The sequence below is a fragment of the Microbacterium sp. LWH12-1.2 genome (assembly GCF_040675825.1).
In the GTDB taxonomy this organism is placed as follows: Bacteria; Actinomycetota; Actinomycetes; order Actinomycetales; family Microbacteriaceae; genus Microbacterium.
The window spans coordinates 1,873,172-1,890,173 of sequence record NZ_JBEGIJ010000001.1; the positions used below are offsets into that span (position 1 = coordinate 1,873,172).

17 protein-coding genes and 1 tRNA gene are annotated in these 17,002 nt (G+C 68.0%); 6 read left to right on the forward strand and 12 right to left on the reverse strand.

Annotated features, from left to right (window positions below; all coding sequences use genetic code 11):
* Window positions 1-54: 54 nt before the first annotated feature.
* From tmk to MRBLWH12_RS09105, 7 genes are all read right to left on the reverse strand, one after another.
* Complete coding sequence (gene tmk, locus MRBLWH12_RS09075; protein ID WP_341973877.1) at window positions 55-684, reverse strand: dTMP kinase; 630 nt, start codon at window positions 682-684, stop codon at window positions 55-57.
* Complete coding sequence (gene topA / locus MRBLWH12_RS09080) at window positions 681-3,524, reverse strand: type I DNA topoisomerase (protein ID WP_363548340.1); 2,844 nt, start codon at window positions 3,522-3,524, stop codon at window positions 681-683. The genes tmk and topA overlap by 4 nt, the downstream gene beginning before the upstream one ends.
* A gap of 78 nt (window positions 3,525-3,602) precedes the next feature.
* On the reverse strand, window positions 3,603-3,932 hold the full coding sequence (locus MRBLWH12_RS09085) for an Rv3654c family TadE-like protein (RefSeq protein WP_363548342.1): 330 nt from the start codon (window positions 3,930-3,932) through the stop codon (window positions 3,603-3,605).
* Window positions 3,932-4,312: a TadE family type IV pilus minor pilin gene (locus tag MRBLWH12_RS09090; protein WP_363548344.1), complete on the reverse strand. Its 381-nt coding sequence runs from the start codon at window positions 4,310-4,312 to the stop codon at window positions 3,932-3,934. The genes MRBLWH12_RS09085 and MRBLWH12_RS09090 overlap by 1 nt, the downstream gene beginning before the upstream one ends.
* Window positions 4,309-4,506: a DUF4244 domain-containing protein gene (locus MRBLWH12_RS09095; RefSeq protein ID WP_341973873.1), complete on the reverse strand. Its 198-nt coding sequence runs from the start codon at window positions 4,504-4,506 to the stop codon at window positions 4,309-4,311. The genes MRBLWH12_RS09090 and MRBLWH12_RS09095 overlap by 4 nt, the downstream gene beginning before the upstream one ends.
* 54 nt (window positions 4,507-4,560) lie before the next feature.
* Entirely contained in the window at window positions 4,561-5,454 is an 894-nt protein-coding gene (locus tag MRBLWH12_RS09100) for a type II secretion system F family protein (RefSeq protein ID WP_363548346.1), read from the reverse strand.
* On the reverse strand, window positions 5,448-6,464 hold the full coding sequence (locus MRBLWH12_RS09105; RefSeq protein WP_363548348.1) for a TadA family conjugal transfer-associated ATPase: 1,017 nt from the start codon (window positions 6,462-6,464) through the stop codon (window positions 5,448-5,450). Before MRBLWH12_RS09105 ends, MRBLWH12_RS09100 begins: the two co-directional genes overlap by 7 nt.
* 401 nt (window positions 6,465-6,865) lie before the next feature.
* Between MRBLWH12_RS09105 and acs the strand changes: the two genes are divergently transcribed.
* Window positions 6,866-8,833 (forward strand): acetate--CoA ligase, encoded by a 1,968-nt coding sequence (gene acs / locus MRBLWH12_RS09110; protein ID WP_363548350.1) that lies wholly within the window; start codon window positions 6,866-6,868, stop codon window positions 8,831-8,833.
* An 86-nt stretch (window positions 8,834-8,919) separates the two neighbouring features.
* Here acs and MRBLWH12_RS09115 read toward each other — a convergent pair whose 3' ends face one another.
* Both MRBLWH12_RS09115 and MRBLWH12_RS09120 read right to left on the reverse strand, forming a co-directional pair.
* Window positions 8,920-9,378, reverse strand: a complete 459-nt coding sequence (locus MRBLWH12_RS09115; RefSeq protein ID WP_363548352.1) for a RidA family protein — start codon at window positions 9,376-9,378, stop codon at window positions 8,920-8,922.
* Window positions 9,375-9,599 (reverse strand): hypothetical protein, encoded by a 225-nt coding sequence (locus MRBLWH12_RS09120; RefSeq protein WP_363548354.1) that lies wholly within the window; start codon window positions 9,597-9,599, stop codon window positions 9,375-9,377. Before MRBLWH12_RS09120 ends, MRBLWH12_RS09115 begins: the two co-directional genes overlap by 4 nt.
* Before the next feature lie 111 nt (window positions 9,600-9,710).
* Here MRBLWH12_RS09120 and MRBLWH12_RS09125 point away from each other — a divergent pair, with 111 nt between their 5' ends.
* The 5 genes from MRBLWH12_RS09125 (at window position 9,711) to MRBLWH12_RS09145 (ending at window position 14,616) form a co-directional block, all read left to right on the forward strand.
* Window positions 9,711-12,257, forward strand: coding sequence for a transglycosylase domain-containing protein (locus MRBLWH12_RS09125; RefSeq protein ID WP_363548356.1), 2,547 nt, complete (start codon window positions 9,711-9,713; stop codon window positions 12,255-12,257).
* Complete coding sequence (locus MRBLWH12_RS09130) at window positions 12,248-13,207, forward strand: metallophosphoesterase (RefSeq protein WP_363548358.1); 960 nt, start codon at window positions 12,248-12,250, stop codon at window positions 13,205-13,207. The genes MRBLWH12_RS09125 and MRBLWH12_RS09130 overlap by 10 nt, the downstream gene beginning before the upstream one ends.
* Before the next feature lie 18 nt (window positions 13,208-13,225).
* A tRNA-Pro gene (locus MRBLWH12_RS09135) sits at window positions 13,226-13,302 on the forward strand.
* Between the two features lie 64 nt (window positions 13,303-13,366).
* Entirely contained in the window at window positions 13,367-13,843 is a 477-nt protein-coding gene (locus tag MRBLWH12_RS09140) for a VanZ family protein (RefSeq protein ID WP_363548360.1), read from the forward strand.
* Window positions 13,840-14,616 carry an HAD-IIB family hydrolase gene (locus MRBLWH12_RS09145; protein ID WP_363548362.1) on the forward strand — a complete coding sequence of 259 codons (777 nt, stop codon included), beginning with the start codon at window positions 13,840-13,842 and terminating at the stop codon, window positions 14,614-14,616. Before MRBLWH12_RS09140 ends, MRBLWH12_RS09145 begins: the two co-directional genes overlap by 4 nt.
* 6 nt (window positions 14,617-14,622) lie before the next feature.
* Here the strand turns inward: MRBLWH12_RS09145 and MRBLWH12_RS09150 are convergent, their stop codons facing one another.
* The 3 genes from MRBLWH12_RS09150 to MRBLWH12_RS09160 are packed head-to-tail and all read right to left on the reverse strand — an operon-like array spanning window position 14,623 to window position 16,974.
* Window positions 14,623-14,940 carry a hypothetical protein gene (locus MRBLWH12_RS09150; protein WP_363548364.1) on the reverse strand — a complete coding sequence of 106 codons (318 nt, stop codon included), beginning with the start codon at window positions 14,938-14,940 and terminating at the stop codon, window positions 14,623-14,625.
* On the reverse strand, window positions 14,937-16,211 hold the full coding sequence (locus MRBLWH12_RS09155; RefSeq protein WP_363548366.1) for an alpha-hydroxy acid oxidase: 1,275 nt from the start codon (window positions 16,209-16,211) through the stop codon (window positions 14,937-14,939). The genes MRBLWH12_RS09150 and MRBLWH12_RS09155 overlap by 4 nt, the downstream gene beginning before the upstream one ends.
* Before the next feature lie 10 nt (window positions 16,212-16,221).
* Window positions 16,222-16,974 (reverse strand): FadR/GntR family transcriptional regulator, encoded by a 753-nt coding sequence (locus MRBLWH12_RS09160; RefSeq protein ID WP_363548368.1) that lies wholly within the window; start codon window positions 16,972-16,974, stop codon window positions 16,222-16,224.
* Between the last annotated feature and the right edge of the window lie 28 nt (window positions 16,975-17,002).

Sequence of the window (17,002 nt, forward strand, 5' to 3'; positions counted from 1 at the left end):
GGACTCAGCCTAACCGGGAGCAGGGACAGCCCATCGGTCCACGACCAGCAGGACTCAGGCGAAGAGCGCGGCGACGCGAGTGCGGATGCCGGCGGCGATGGCATCCGGATCACCAGCGGCGTCGACCACGAGGAAACGATCGGGCTCGGCGGCAGCGAGCGCCAGGTATGCGTCCCTGACCCGTCCGTGGAACTCGGCCTTCTCCGCCTCCAGGCGATCGAAGGGCTTGTCGGCCGAGTCCAGCCGCGTCCGAGCGGTCGCGGGATCCAGGTCGAGAAGCACCGTGAGATCGGGCAGCGCCCCCTCGGCCGCCCACAGCGACAGCTCACGGATCTCGGTGGCGTCGAGCACGCGCCCCGCTCCTTGGTACGCGACGGAGGAGTCGAGGTAGCGATCCTGCAGAACCACGTCTCCGCGCTGCAGCGCCGGTCGCACGACGGTCGCGACATGGTGCGCACGATCGGCCGCGTACAGCAACGCCTCGGCCCGCGGAGCGATGTCACCGCGATGATGCAGGACGATGTCGCGAATGAGGTGCCCCACCTCGGAACCGCCCGGCTCGCGAGTGCGCAGCACGGCGTGCCCCGCACCGGTCAGCCACGACTCGAGGAGATTCGCCTGCGTGGTCTTGCCGGAGCCGTCGCCGCCCTCGAGAGTGATCCAGATGCCGGACCCTTCGGTCACGCGTCCGCCTTCTTCTTGGCCGCGTTGGCAGCCCGCGTCGCCGCGGCCTTCTTGGCCGCCGCCGAGCGGGCAGCGGCCTTCGCCGCATCCGTCTTCGCCGGAGCCTTCTTCGCAGCGGTCTTGGCGGGAGCCTTCTTGGCCGGAGCCTTCTTCGCGGGAGCCTTCTTCGCCGCGGCCGTCTTGGCACCGCGCTTGGGAGCGGGTCCCTTCGCACGCTTGTCGGCGAGCATCTCCACAGCTCGCTCGAAGGTGATGTCCTCGGGCTTCTCACCACGCGGGATCGTGACGTTCGTCACGCTGTCGGTGACGTACGCGCCGAACCGTCCGTCCCGGATGCGGATCGGCTTGCCGCTGACCGGGTCGGCATCGAACTCGGCGAGTGCGCTGGATGCGCGGCGGGAGCCGGCGCCGTACTTCGGCTGAGCATAGATCTCGAGAGCCTGCTCCAGCGTCACGTCGAAGATCTGCGCTTCGCTCTCCAGCGAGCGCGAGTCGGCGCCCTTCTTCAGATACGGCCCGAATCGGCCGTTCTGCGCGGTGATCTCGTCGCCCGTCTCGGGATCGGTGCCGACGACACGCGGCAGGCTGAGCAGCTGCAGAGCGGTGTCCAGGTCGATCGTCTCGACGGACATCGACCGGAACAGCGAGCCGGTCCGCGGCTTGGGCGCCGTTTCCTTCTTGGCTCCGCGCTTCGGCTTCGGTGCTTCGACGACCTCGCCGGTGGCCTCGTCGACGGCGTCCGGATCGACCGGATCGTTCTCCTGCACGTAGGGACCGAAGCGCCCGTCCTTGACGACGATGATCTTGCCGTTCTCGGGATTCTCACCGAGTACGCGATCTCCGGCGACGGGTGCGTCGATGAGCTCCTGCGCCTTGGCCTCGGTGAGTTCGTCGGGTGCCAGGTCTTCCGGCACGTTCACGATGCGCGGCTTGGCCTCGGGGTTCGCAGGGTCCACGACCTCGAGATACGGACCGTACTTGCCGAAGCGCAGTGTCGCCGTATCGGTGATGCGCGTGGAGTTCAGCGCCCGCGCATCGATCTCGCCGAGGTTGTCGACGACCTGACGGAGACCGACATGCGAATCGGAGCCGAAATAGAACGACTTGAGCCATTCGACACGGTTCTGCTCGCCGCGCGCGATCGTGTCGAGGTCATCCTCGAGTGCTGCGGTGAAGTCGTAGTCGACAAGCTCGGCGAAGTGCTCCTCGAGCAGACGCACGACACTGAATGCGAGCCACGTGGGCACCAGAGCCTGGCCGCGCTTGACCGCGTAGCCGCGGTCGAGGATCGTCTCGGGGATCGACGCGAACGTCGAAGGACGACCGATGCCCTTCTCCTCGAGCACCTTCACGAGGGATGCCTCGGTGTAACGGGGCTTGGGGGTGGTGCGGTGGCCCTTCGCCTCGGCATCCGACACGGCGAGCGCGTCGCCGACGGCGACCGCCGGCAGCGACTGGTTCTCGGCCGCATCGGCATCGCCGCGCTTCTCGTCGCGGCCCTCCTCGTACGCCTCCAGGAAGCCCTTGAAGGTGTAGACGGTGCCGGATGCCGTGAACTCGACGGTCTGCCCTGCGGCATCCACAGCGATGGTGACCGTGGTGGTCTCGTACTTGGCATCGGCCATCTGGCTGGCGACGGTGCGCTTCCAGATGAGGTCGTAGAGACGCTGCTCCTCGCGATCGAGCTCCCCGGAGAGGGAAGCCGGAGTGCGGAAGTTCTCACCCGATGGGCGGATCGCCTCGTGCGCCTCCTGGGCGTTCTTGCTCTTCGACTTGTAGACCCGCGGCTTCAGCGGCACGGCGGCGTCGCCGTACAGGGCGACGGCTTGGCTCCGCGCAGCCTGCACCGCTTGGGTGCTCAGCGCGACGGAGTCGGTACGCATATAAGTGATGTACCCCTTCTCGTACAGGCGCTGGGCGACGCTCATCGCCTGCTTCGCACCCATCGAGAGCTTGCGCCCTGCCTCCTGCTGCATGGTCGAGGTCGTGAAGGGGGCATAGGGGCTGCGGGTGCCGGGCTTCGCCTCGACCTTGGTGACGGTTCCGGTGCCTACGGCTTCGACCGCCTGGGCGAGGGCTGTGGCCGCGGCCTCATCGAGGATGATGACGGCCTTCTTGAGCTTGCCGTTGTCATCGAAGTCGGTGCCTCGAGCCAGTTGACCGCCGTCGACGCGGACGAGGCGGATCTTGAAGCTGGTGCCGGTCGCTGCCGCTGCGGCGTCGACGTCCCAGTACTCGGCGGACGAGAACGCCATCCGCTCGCGCTCCCGGTCGACGACCAGGCGGGTGGCCGCTGACTGCACGCGGCCCGCCGAGATGCCGGTCTTCACCTTGTACCAGAGCACGGGCGAGACGTCCCAGCCGTAGAGGCGGTCGAGGATGCGGCGGGTCTCCTGCGCGTCGACGAGGTCGTGGTCGAGTTCGCGGGTGTTGCCGACGGCTGCCTGGATCGCGTCCTTGGTGATCTCGTGGAAGACCATGCGCTTGACGGGGACCTTCGGCTTGAGGGTCTCGAGCAGGTGCCAGGCGATCGCCTCGCCCTCGCGGTCCTCATCGGTTGCGAGCAGGAGCTCGTCGGCGGTCTTCAGCGCACGCTTGAGTTCGGCGACCGTCTTGGTCTTGCGGTCGGACACGACGTAGTAGGGGTCGAAGCCGTTCTCGATGTCGATCGAGTACTTGCCGTAGGCCTGCTTGTCCTCGGCCGGGATGTCCTTCTTGTCGGCGAGATCACGGATATGGCCGACGGAGCTGAGCACCTCGTAACCGTCGCCGAGGTATCCCTGAATAGACCGCATCTTCGTCGGGGACTCGACGATGACGAGCTTCTTGCCTTCAGCCAAGGGTGCGTCCTTTCTTCGAAGCACACCATACACACCACTGCGTGGGGTCGTTCACAGTGACGGAAGTATGCGCCGCCGTCAGTTTCCCTCGGGTGGCCCGGCACGGGCTCGGGAGACGGCAGCGAGTCCAGCGTACGCCGCCTCCACCTGTACGGTCGCAACGAAGCCCTCCACGGAGCACGCGGTGAGGGTCGCTCCGGCAGCCGCCGCGACCCTTCCGGCGAGGTCGCATGGCGGCTCCGGAGAGGCGATCGCACCGCTCGCCGCATCGGCCGCGGCGAGCGCGGCCGCATCCGCCGCACCCGCCGCACGCTGGGCGGTGACCGCGGCCCCACCGACGGCCGCAAGCCCCAGGGACAGGACGGCCGTGACGGCCAGGAGCCCTGCTCCGAACGCCGACCCGGCCATCAGCGACCACCGTCGAGTGCGCAGCTGGACGCCTGCAGCGGCACCCGGATGACAGCACCGACCGCCACCTCGAGGCGCGCTGTCACGCACACGAGATCACCCCGTGATGCGGTCGAGATGCCTGCTCCGGCGACGGATGCCACGACGGTTGCCTCGGCGGCGCCGACGCTCTCGCCCCGGCCGAGAAGGCGAGCCGCATCGGCCACGGCGTCCTGCAGCGCGACCTGCCGCGACGCCGCGCCGAGCGCTCCGGCACCCAGCAGGAGCGTCAGGACGACCGCGGGCAGCGCGAGCGCGAGCTCAGCAGCGACCGAGCCGCGTTCACCCGCCGGGTCTCGTCCGAGTCTGCTCCGTCTGGCACGAGCCGATGGGTGCTTCACGACACCGTGAGCGCCCGCCGCACGAGATCGGTGAGGATGCCGCGGACCTCCTCCGAGCGCATGATGACGACCAGCAGGCCGGCGAAGGCGACAGCGGCCATCGTGGTGATGGCGTACTCGGCCGTGGCGGCACCGCTGTCATCAAGGAACAGCGCCGCCGCACGACGGCGGTCGAGTGTGGGGATGGTGTTCATGGTGTTCCTTCTTTCTATCTGGACGCCGTCCGGCGTCCGTGGTCGTGGGTTCGGTCACAGCGGTAGAGGGGTCGAGGCGAGCACGCTGAGCAGCAATGGTGCGACACCGAGGAGGAGGAAGGCCGGGAGTGTGCACACGCCGAGCGGAATGAGCAGCCGGGTCGAGAGCCGCGCTGCCGCGAGCCTGCCCCGCACGCGGGCGGTATGGCGGTCCTGCGCGGCGGAGGCGCGCAGGAGCTCGCCGGCGGGGACTCCGGCCGCCCGGGAGAGGTCCAGCACCGATCGGGTGCGTTCCTCCCCGCCCTGGTCGCTCGCTGAGCTCTCGCTGACCAGTCGCAGTGCGCGATCGATCGAGGCGCCTCCTGAAAGGGCGACCGCGACCAGCTCGGCCTGCATACCCGGCGTTCCCGGTTCGGGCTGCGCCTTGCGCAGCAGGCGTCGGGTCCACGCACGCGCCACCAGCACGAGGCCGAGCCCGGCGACAACGCAGGCACCGCCGATCGGGTTCGAGACGACGACCGTGAGCGTGTCGAAGCCGAGCGCGAAGCCCAGAAGGAGTCCAGCCAACGGCATCCACAGCAGCAGCCGCGCAGTGCCGGCCGGTTCGGCGAGCGCGACCCGCACATCGTCGGCGGCGGACGCCGCGTCCTGCAAGGTGTCGGCGAGCATCCGCAGCACCTCGGCGAGCGGTGCCCCCACCGTCGTCGCGACGTCCCATGCCGCTGCGAGATCGACCCATGCGCCGCCCTCGGCCTCGACCGCGCCGAGCAGTGGCAAGCCCCTCTCGACCCGATCGACGATCCTGGCCGCGTGCGGGTCGCCGCTCTCGGCGAGGTGCCGCCAGGCGACCAGCGGTACCGCGCCCGCCTGGAGCAGCACCGCCAGCGTGCGCACGGCCGTCGCCGCATCCTCGTCCGCGGCGCTGCCGGCACGAGAGACTCTCACCACGGCTGCACCTCCTCGATACCGAGACGATCGCCGTTCACCGTGAAGACGCCGGCCTGTGCGATGCGCCGGGTGCCGTCCGGCGTGCGAGCCAGGTGCAGCACGACCGTGAACGCGCTCACCGCCTGCCGGGCGAGGGCCGTGGCATCCATCCCTGCCAGCGCACCCAGTGCTTCCAGCCGAGCGGGCACGTCCCGCAGACCGCTGGCATGCAGTGTGCCGGCACCACCGTCGTGACCGGTGTTCAGTGCGGTCAGCAGCTCGCGCACCTCCTCGCCACGGCACTCCCCGACCACCAGCCGGTCGGGCCTCATCCGCAGGGACTCACGTACGAGACGGGCCAGGCTGATCCCGCCGGCTCCCTCGAGGTTGGCCTGCCGCGCCTCCAGCGCGACGTGATGGGGGTGCTGCGGCTGCAGCTCTGCCACGTCCTCGATCGTGACGATGCGCTCCCCGGGCGGCACGGCGCTGAGAAGGGCTGACAGCAATGTCGTCTTCCCGGTGCCGGTGCCGCCGGTGAGGAGGATGTTCGCGCGCTCGGCGACGAGTGCCGTCAGCCAGCCCTGCTGACGTGCATCGAAGGCGCCGAGCGCTGCCAGGGCGTCGAGATCGGCGGCGCGCACCCGCGGCACCCTGATCGAGAGGGCTGTTCCGGACGTCGAGACCGGGGCGAGCACGGCATGCACACGGATGCCGGAAGCCAGCCGCACGTCGACGCATGGTGCCTGGTCGTCGAGATGCCTGCCACCCAGACCGACGAGAGCGACGGCGAGATCGCGCACCTCCCGCTCCGACGCGCTCCACTCCGTCACGCGCTCAGCGCCGTTTCCGCGATCGACGAAGAGCCCGGCCGCCCCGTTGACGAAGATGTCCGTCACCGCTTCATCGGCGCAGTGCGCGGCGAGGGCGCCGAACGCCGGATCGACCTGCAGCGCGGCGGCCTCGGCCGGCACCGCCGTCGACGGTGCCGATACGCCAACACCGCGTGGCTGGATGACGAAGGAATCGGTCATCCCCCGACGCTAGGCACCCGCTTCCCGACCGCGGTGCGCGATTCGCGCGTCCTGTGCAGAACTTCTCGCGCAGTTGGATCCGTGCAGAAGGATTGCGCGCGGCAGCGCACGACCGGCTTCGGGACCGCTCCCAAACGGAGAAGGGCGGCACCTCACGGGGGGAATGAGATGCCGCCCACGGCAGGGCCCGTTCGGGGGAAACGGGCACGCCAAGGCCGGAATGAGATTTCGGCTGACGTCGAGTGTACGCAAGGCGGCACTCCTGACAAAACCCATCCCGATACCGACTTTCGGCGGTAGGCGATGTCGGGCCCCGCGATTAGATTCACGATGACCCGGTCATGCGACCCCACATGACCGCGCCCAGCAGGACCAGCAATGCCGCAAAGGAGCGCCTGCCGATGAGCAGCCAGATCGATCACCTTCTCGACGAGACCCGCCGGTTCCCGCCGTCGGAGGAATTCGTCGCACAGTCCATCTCGTCCCCCGCGCTCTACGAGCGCGCCGCCGCCGACCGGGAGGGATTCTGGGGAGAGCAGGCCGCTGAGCTGCTGCACTGGCACACGCCGTTCACCCGCGTCCTGGACTGGTCGAACCCGCCGTTCGCCAAGTGGTTCGACGACGGTGAGCTGAACGTCGCCTACAACTGTCTCGACCGGCACGTCGAAGCCGGCAACGGCGACCGCGTCGCCCTGCATTGGGAGGGCGAGCCCGGCGACGAGCGCCGCATCACGTACGCCGAACTGACCGACGAGGTCAAGCGCACGGCCAACGTGCTCGAGGGGCTCGGAGTCGGCCACGGCGACCGCGTCGCCATCTACCTGCCGATGATCCCCGAGGCCATCGCCTCGATGCTCGCCGTGGCCAGACTCGGCGCGATCCACTCCGTCGTGTTCGGCGGCTTCAGCGCCGACAGCCTCCGCTCGCGCATCGACGATGCCGGCGCCAAGGTCGTCATCACCGCCGACGGCGGCTTCCGCAAGGGCAAGGTGTCGGCGCTCAAGCCCGCCGTCGACCAGGCGCTGAGCGACCGCGGCGAGGGCGAGCAGCAGACCGTCGAGCATGTGCTCGTCGTCCGGCGCGGCGGCAACGACGTCGACTGGGTGGAAGGCCGCGATGTCTGGTGGCACGAGGCCGTGCCCGCGGCATCGGCCGACCACGAAGCGCAGGCGTTCCCCGCCGAGAACCCGCTGTTCATCCTTTACACGTCCGGCACCACCGGCAAGCCGAAGGGCATCCTGCACACGTCCGGCGGCTACCTCACTCAGGCCGCGTACTCGCACAAGTACGTCTTCGACCTGCATCCCGAAACCGACGTGTTCTGGTGCACCGCCGACATCGGATGGGTCACCGGACATTCCTACGTCGCGTACGGTCCGCTCGCCAACGGCGCAACCCAGGTGCTCTACGAGGGCACACCGGATGCTCCGCACCCCGGCCGCTGGTGGGAGATCATCGAGAAGTACAAGGTCTCGATCTTCTACACGGCCCCGACCGCGATCCGCTCGTTCATGAAGATCGGACGCAGCGTCCCGAAGAAGTTCGACCTGTCGTCGCTGCGACTGCTCGGCTCCGTGGGTGAGCCGATCAACCCCGAAGCATGGATGTGGTACCGCGACGTGATCGGCGGCGGGAAGACCCCGATCGTCGACACCTGGTGGCAGACCGAGACCGGCGCGATCATGGTGTCCGCGCTGCCCGGCGTCATCGCCACCAAGCCGGGCTCTGCGCAGGTGCCGCTGCCCGGCATCACCCTCGACGTCGTCGATGAGCAGGGAGCGCATGTCGGCAACGGCAACGGCGGACTGCTCGTCATCACCGAGCCGTGGCCGAGCATGCTGCGCGGCATCTGGGGTGACCCGGAGCGGTACAAGGAGACGTACTGGGAGAAGTTCGAGCATCAGGGTTACTACTTCGCCGGCGACGGCGCCCGCCTCGATGAAGACGGCGACCTGTGGCTGCTGGGGCGCGTCGACGACGTCATGAACGTCTCCGGCCACCGCCTGTCGACCGCCGAGATCGAATCCTCGCTCGTGGCGCACGAGGCCACGGCAGAGGCCGCGGTCGTCGGCGCATCCGACGAGACGACCGGGCAGGCCGTCGTCGCGTTCGTGATCATCAAGGAGAGCTACCTGTCGGAGCACGACCCGGCCGGTCTCGCCCAGCAGCTGAGGCTCTGGGTCGGCGAGCAGATCGGGGCGATCGCCCGTCCGCGCGACGTGTACATCGTCGGCGAGCTGCCGAAGACCCGCTCGGGCAAGATCATGCGCCGTCTGCTGCGCGACGTCGCGGAAGGACGCGAGGTCGGCGACACGACGACCCTCGCCGACACCGCGGTGATGAGCATCATCTCGGCGCAGGTCAAGTAGGTCGTTCGACGCTCCAGAGATGGAAAAGGCTGGTTCCGGATGTCGGGAACCAGCCTTTTCCATCCCGGATGCCGGGATCGAATGCGTCAGGCGAGGATGAAGGTGACCTCGACCTCGACCGGAGCGCCGAGCGGGAGCTCGGCGACGCCGACGGCCGCGCGTGCATGCTTTCCGGCGTCGCCGAAGATCTCGCCGAGCACTTCACTCGCGCCGTTGATCACACCGGGCTGACCGGTGAAGGCGGCGGCGGATGCGACGAACCCGCCGACACGCAGCACGCCACCGATGCGGTCGACTCCCCCGGCGGCGTCCGCGGCGGCAGCGAGTGCGTTCAGAGCGCAGGTGCGCGCGTAGGCCTTCGCATCCTCGGCGGTGACCTGCGTGCCGACCTTCCCGATCGCCGGCAGCGCTCCGTCTGTGAAGGGCAGCTGGCCCGAGGTGTAGACGAGGTCGCCGTGCACGACGGCGGGTACGTAGGCGGCGACCGGCGCGGCGACCGCGGGAAGCTCGATTCCGAGCTCGGTCAGACGAGCGGCGATGCTCATGCGGCACCGCCGTCGAACTGTCGCGAGGCCTCGGCCGCCGCGGCAAGGCCGGCGTTGGCGGCAGCATCCGTCGTCACCGGGCGCTTGAGGTAGGCGACCAGCCCGCCCTCGGGCCCCTGGACGACCTGCACGAGCTCCCAGCCCTGCTTGCCCCAGTTGTTCAGGATCGCGGCGGTGTTGTGGATGAGCAGTGGCGTGGTGAGGTACTCCCACGTGGTCATGGCACTCCTATCGATTCGGGCGTGCCGCCCTCCGGCGGGCTCAGAGACCCTGCCGAAGAGGTGCGCGCCCGTCAAAGGCTGTTTTCAGGGAACTCCCCTACGATCAAGCGTATGCCTCAAAAGAATCGCACGGTGAAAGGCGTGCTCGGCGGCCTTCTCGGGCTCGTCGGGCTCAGCGCCGTCGCTGGCCTTCTGGTCACCGCCACTGTCACCCCGGTCCTCGCGATGACCGGCCTCGCCGGCAGCCAGGCCCTGACGCTCTTCGACGAACTCCCCTCGAACTTGGAGCCTTCTGCGCCGATGGAGCAGTCGACGTTCTATGCGACGGGTCTCGACGGCGCTCCTTTCAAGCTGGCTTCGGTCTTCGAGCAGAACCGCGTGCCTGTCACGTACGAGCAGGTGGCTCCGGTGATGTTCGAGGCCGTTCTCTCCAGTGAGGACAAGAGCTTCTACAGCCACGGCGGCGTCAACCTCGGCGCCACGGTGAAGGCCATCGTCGACAACATCAAGGGCACCTCCTCTCGCGGTGCTTCCACGATCAGCCAGCAGTTCGTGAAGAACGTGCTGATCCAGGACTGCGAGCAGGATGTCGATACGGAGGACGAGGAGTACTCCGAGAAGCTGCAGCAGTGCTGGAACGACGCGACCAACGCGACCGGCAGCAAGGGCATCGAGCGCAAGCTGCAGGAGATGCGCTTCGCGATCCAGATCGAGAAGGACTATTCGAAGAACGACATCCTGCTCGGCTACCTGAACATCGCGAACTTCGGCGGCACCGTCTACGGCATCGAGGCCGCAGCGAGCTATTACTTCTCCACGACGGCCGCGAATCTCACTCTCGCCCAGGCTGCCACTCTGGCTGGCATGGTGCAGAACCCCAACTACTACCGCATCGACCTCCCTGGCGGCACCGCGACCGAGAACGACGTCGCAGTCAACAGCGCCGAGGACGGCTACGCGAAGACGAAAGAGCGTCGCGACTATGTGCTCCACCGCATGCTCGTCGACGGCAAGATCACCCAGGCGCAGTACGAAGAGGCGGACGCGTCACCGATCGTGCCTGCGATCCTAGAGCCCCAGCAGGGGTGCATCGCGGCCGGACGAAACGCCTACTTCTGCGAGTACGTGAAGTCGATCGTCCTCGATGATCCGGCGTTCGGCGCCACTCCGCAGGAACGCAGTGAAAAGCTGCGTCGCGGCGGTCTGGAGATCTACACCACGCTGGATCTGCGTATTCAGGATCCGGCCGCGGAGTCGATGGCGAACATCGCTCCCGCGAACTTCGACAACCAGTTCTTCGGTGCGGCCGGGGTATCGATCGAGGCGACCACCGGCCGCGTGCTCGCGATCACTCAGAACACGGTGTTCAGCGAGACGATCACTGGTGACCAGGCGTACTCGGCGCTCGTCTACGCGACCGATAAGGCTCACGGCGGCGCCAACGGCGTGCAGGTGGGCTCGACGTACAAGCTGTTCACCCTCATCGATTGGCTCGAGAAGGGTCACTCTCTGCGGGAGTCGATCAACGGCAGCAACCGCATGTTCACCAAGATGAAGTGCGGGGATACGCCCGTCCCGATGACGTCAAAGATCGGGAACTACGGGGGCGGCAACGGTGGCAACGGAACGCCGATGTCATTCACGGCGTCATCGTTGAACAGCGGCTTCCTGGCGATGGCCGAGAAGCTGGACCTGTGCGAGATCAACAAGGCTGCTGACCGGATGGGTGTGACGCTCGCGAACGGGAAGAAGACAACCGATGACCCGGCCGCCCCGTTCGACATCCTCGGTTCGAAAAACATCGCCCCGCTGGCGATGGCGGGAGCCTATGCGACCGTGGCCAACGGCGGCATCTACTGCACCCCGAAGGCGATCGACCGTGTCGTACAGAACGGAACAGAGCTACCGCTCCCCGCATCGTCCTGTACCCAGGTGATCTCTCCTGAGGTCGCGGCGACAGCGGCGTACGCGCTGCAGAACGTGATGACGAGCGGTACCGGTACCGGCGCGAATCCCGACGACGGCATCCCGGTTCTGGGTAAAACCGGCACGCACGAGACGTGGTCGACCATGATGATCGAATCGACCACGCAGGTCACCAGCGCGGTCTGGGTCGGCCGCTCCGAGGGGCAGGCCCGCATCGACAACCAGTCGACCGACGACTATCGGCTGAGCAATATGCGTTATACGCTCGCCCGCGACATGCAGCGCGCCGCGAATGCCGTCTACGGGGGTCTCGAGTTCCCCGGCCCGGACGAGAATCTGCTCCGCCAGGTGCTCACGAATGTCCCCAACGTCGTCGGAAAGACGATCGACGAGGCGACGGCGATCCTCGAAGACCAGGGATTCTCGGTGTCCTTCGGCGCTCCTGTCGACAGCGGACACCCGACCAACGTCGTCGCCGCGCAGGATCCCGCTGGGCAGGCACCGAGCGGCGGCGTCGTGACGCTCTCACCGAGCAACGCCCAGGGCGTGACGATGCCGGACGTGACCGGCCAGCCGAAGGGGGCGGCGCAGTCCGCACTCATCGGCGCCGGGTTCACGACGATCTCGTTCAACAAGACCTGCAACCCACCGGAAGCGGTCGTCAAGGCCACCAGTCCGGCGGCGGGTACAGCGACGAAGAAGAGCACGCCGGTCTCGGTCGCATGCGAGTAAGCGCGCGCCCAGCCCTCATCGCGCTCGGCGCGGTGGGGGCTGCGGGTGCGGCCGCCGCCGTGTGGGGCATCGGCATCGAGCGCTACCTCTTCACCGTGCGCGAGGTGACCTCGCCGGCGCTCGCGCCCGGCTCGAGCCCGATCCGGGTGCTGCACATCTCCGACGCCCATATGGCGCCATGGCAGCACCGCAAGCAGGACTGGCTGGCCTCGCTCGCCCAGCTGAACCCCGACCTCATCGTCAACACCGGCGACAACCTGGGGCATCGGGACGGGTTGAACGGCATCAGACGCGCCTTCGCGCCCTTCGCCGGCATCCCCGGAGTGTTCGTGCACGGCTCGAACGACGTCAATGGACCGTCCGCGCGCAACCCGCTGCGGTACTTCTCCGGGCCCTCGCAGCGCCACCGTGCACCGGAGATGCTCGACACCGATGCCATGGACGCGTACTTCACCGATGACCTCGGCTGGACCGATCTCAACAACACGGCGGCGCGTCTCACGGTCGCGGGCGACACCGTCGACTTCTTCGGCGTCAGCGATGCGCACCGCGACTGGGACCGCCTCGAGGATCTGCCTTCAGCGATCAAGGATCTGGGGCCACGGGATACCGACACCTCGGTCGTCGGCGTCACGCACGCCCCGTACCAGAGGGTGCTGAATGGCTTCATCGATCTGGGCGCCGATGCGATCTTCGGCGGACACACCCATGGCGGTCAGGTCTGCCTGCCCGGGTACGGTGCCCTGGTGGCGAACTGCGACATCCCCCTGAAGCAGGCGAAGGGACTCAGCACCTGGACGCACGAGGGACGGAGCGTCCCCCTGAACGTCAGCGCCGGATGCGGGCACTCGATCTATGCCCCCGTGCGCTTCGCGTGCCGTCCCGAAGCGACGCTGCTCACATTGACCGCGCGGGACCACCGATTCGGTGCCACGGGGATTTCACTGTAGACTCGGAGGGTTGCAAAACGGGGTGTGGCGCAGCTTGGTAGCGCGCTTCGTTCGGGACGAAGAGGTCGCAGGTTCAAATCCTGTCACCCCGACCAGTAACACCGGAAGGCCGCCCTCGAGGCGGCCTTCCTCGTATCCGCACCAGTGAGAAGGGACCGCATGAGAGGCCTGCTTCCGCCGCCGCGCCGGATCACCCGTGGTGCGGCCACCGTCATCGGAATCCTCCTCCTGACAGCTCTCGCCATGCTCACTCTCACTCCTCCTCGTATCGAGGAGCGGATGCCGAATCTCCTCGACCGGGTCGTCGACATCGTCCACCAGCTGGGCTGGAACCGATGGGGCTTCACAGAACTCGAGATCTTCGCCAACATTCTCGTCTTCGTGCCTGTCGGCGCTCTGGCCTTCGTGCTCCTGCCGCGGCGCATCTGGGTGCTCTCGCTCCTCACCGGACCTGCGATCTCGGTTCTGATCGAAGGCGTTCAGCGCGTAGCCCTCCCCCATCGCGCGGCGACCGTGAACGACATCGTCGCGAACTCCGTCGGCGCCACCGCCGGAGTCCTCCTCGCCATCGCCTGCACTCTGCTGTTCGCTCCACGCCCCTCGCAGGATCGCTCGCCTAATCTGGAAGCATCATGACTGCGCCCACCCTTGTCGCCTTCGACCTCGACGACACCCTCGCTCCGTCCAAGGGGGCGATCAGCCCGCGCATCGCGAACCTGCTTCGCGCCCTGTTGCGTTCGGTCGACGTCGCCATCATCTCCGGCGGCAACGAGGAGCAGTTCCGCACGCAGGTGGTCGCCCAGCTCGGCGAGGCGGATGCCGCGACACTGGCGCGCCTGCACCTGCTGCCGACGTGCGGCACCCGCTATCTCCGCCACGACGGATCCGGCTTCGACCTCGTCTACGCGCATGATCTCTCCGATGACGAGAAGTCCGCGGCTCTCACCGCACTGCGCGAGGAGGCCGAGCGGCTCGGCCTCTGGGAGCCCGAACCCTGGGGCGACATCCTCGAGGACCGCGGCTCGCAGATCACCTTCTCCGCCCTCGGCCAGCAGGCCCCGCGCGACGCGAAACACGCATGGGATCCGACAGAGGCCAAGCGCGCAGCACTGCGCGACGCCGTCGCCGCGCGCCTGCCAGGTCTCGAGGTGCGCTCCGGTGGATCGACATCGATCGACATCACTCGCGCCGGCATCGACAAGGCCTACGGGATGCAGCAGCTCACCGAGCACACCGGCATCCCGCTGTCGAGCATGCTGTTCTACGGCGACCGCCTCGACGAAGGCGGAAACGACTACCCCGTACTCGCCATCGGCGTGCCCTCCGTGGCCGTGGACGGCTGGGAGGACACCGCAGACAAGCTCGATGAGCTGCTGAAGCAGCTGAACCCGGCGGCCCGGGTCCGCTGAGCCGCGCTACGGCTCGTAGATCGGCAGGAAGTGGATGACCGCCTCCTCGTAGGGGTGAGCCTGGCGGATCGCTTCCTGGACGGCCCCGGCCTGCTCCACGTCGCAGACGGACTCGATCCGGATCTCCTCGCTGCTCTGCACCGCGCCGACGTCGCCCTCATACGGCTGCGAACCGGGAAGCGCCTGCCAGCTGCCCGTCACCTTCCAGGAGCTGGTGCACCGCTCGTACGCCCCGATCCGCCCCGCACCGGCGGCGTGCAGGGCGTGGATCACCGCTTCGGCGTGACTCTCGGGAACGGATATCTCGATCTTCAGCCGCGTCATGCCGGGACATCCGCCGCACGAACACGAGGTACCTCGCGGCGCGACACCGGAACCAGCCTCTGCAGCTGCGTGACGTGGCCCGGCTCCAACTCGGCCAGCGAAGACACACCGAGCAGGCGCATCGTGCGCACGATCTCGCTGCGCAGGATGTCGATCGTGCGGTCGACGCCGGCACGACCGCCGGCCATCAGCCCGTACAGATAGGCGCGGCCGATCAGGGTGAAATCGGCACCGAGTGCGACCGAGGCCACGATGTCGGCACCGTTCATGATGCCCGTGTCGATCATCACCGTGAAGTCGTCTCCCACCGCCGATCGCACCGATGGCAGCAGGTGGAACGGAATCGGTGCGCGATCGAGCTGACGGCCGCCGTGGTTGGACAGCACGATGCCATCGACACCTGCGTCGCGCAGCGTCAGCGCGTCCTCGACCGTCTGCACGCCCTTGATGACGATCTTCCCCGGCCAGATGTCGCGGATCACCGCGAGATCGTCATAGCTGATGGTGGGATCCATCGCGGCATCCAGAAGCTCACCGACGGTGCCGCCGGTGGTGCTCAGCGAAGCGAACTCGAGCTTCGGCGTGGTGAGGAAGTCGTACCACCACCACGGCCGAGGGATCGCGTTGATGATGGTTCCGAGCGTCAGCTGCGGCGGGATCGAGAAACCGTTGCGCTTGTCGCGCAGGCGCGCTCCGGCGACCGGGGTGTCCACCGTGAAGTGCAGGGTGTCGAACCCGGCATCGGCGGCACGGCGGGTGAGCTCGTAGGAGATCTCCCGATCGCGCATGACGTAGAGCTGGAACCAGTTGCGCCCGTGCGGATTCACGGCCTTCACGCCTTCGATCGACGTGGTGCCGAGGGTGGAGAGCGTGAACGGGATGCCGGCGGCCGCCGCGGCTCCGGCCCCGGCCTCCTCCCCCTCGGTCTGCATGAGACGCGTGAACCCCGTCGGAGCGATGCCGAACGGGAGAGCGCTCGGACCGCCGAGGATGTCGACAGAGGTGTCGACCTCGGGGGCAGGACGCAGGATGCCGGGGTGGAACTCGATGTCCTGGAACGCCTGGCGCGCGCGGGTCAACGAGAGTTCGCCCTCGGCGGCACCGTCTGTGTAGTCGAAGGCCGCCTTCGGCGTGCGGCGCTTGGCGATGAGGCGCAGATCGTCGATCGTGAGCGCCGCGTCCAGACGGCGCTTCCGGCCGTTCAGTTCGGGCTTCTTGAACTTCATCAGCTCGAAGAGCTCAACAGGGTTGGGAACCTGGCGCGTGACCATGGTGTTCCTCTCAGTCGGTGGATGGGGGGTTTCGTGCATCGGCGCGGCGCGTGAGGCCCGTCGCCGTGTAGTAGCCGGTGATGTGGGCGTGGACGAGGCTGCGGGCGGCATCCACCTCGCCCGCATCGATCGCGGCGACGAGGGCGCGGTGCTCGGAACGCAGCAGGGCCGACATCGCATCCCAGTCGGCGATTGCGACGGCACCCTCCTGCACGTACGACTCGATGGACGTGCGCAGGCCCGTCATCATCGCGGCGATGACGGTGTTGCCGCTGGACTCCGCCAGCGCGAGATGCAGCTGCGCGTCGAGCGCCAGGAACTCGGAAGGGCTGAGGTCCGCCGCATCCATCGCGTCCAGGGTCTGGTGCGCGGCAGACAGGTCTCGGTTTTGCGCGCCGGCGAGGGCGGTGACGACGGCATCCTCGAGCACGAGACGGGTACGGACGACATCCTCGAGCGGAAAGCCGTGCGCTGCCACCTGAAGACGCAGCAGCGTCGACAGGCCGCCGGTGGGCGTGGCGATGACGATCGCGCCGGACTGCGGGCCTGAGCCGGTCGCGGTGCGGATCAACCCCATCACCTCGAGCACCCGCAGCGCCTCACGGACGCTGGAGCGTCCGACGCCCAGATCGGCGGCGAGGTCGCGCTCCGACGCGATGCGGTCGCCAGGACCGAGGCGCCCGTCGAGGAGGTCGCGTTCGATGCTCTCCAGCACGAGTCGCCAGGCGCGGGGCGCCGACTCGGTCTCGTTGTGCTCCGACATCCGTCCTCCTGTGGTCTGACCACAGAGT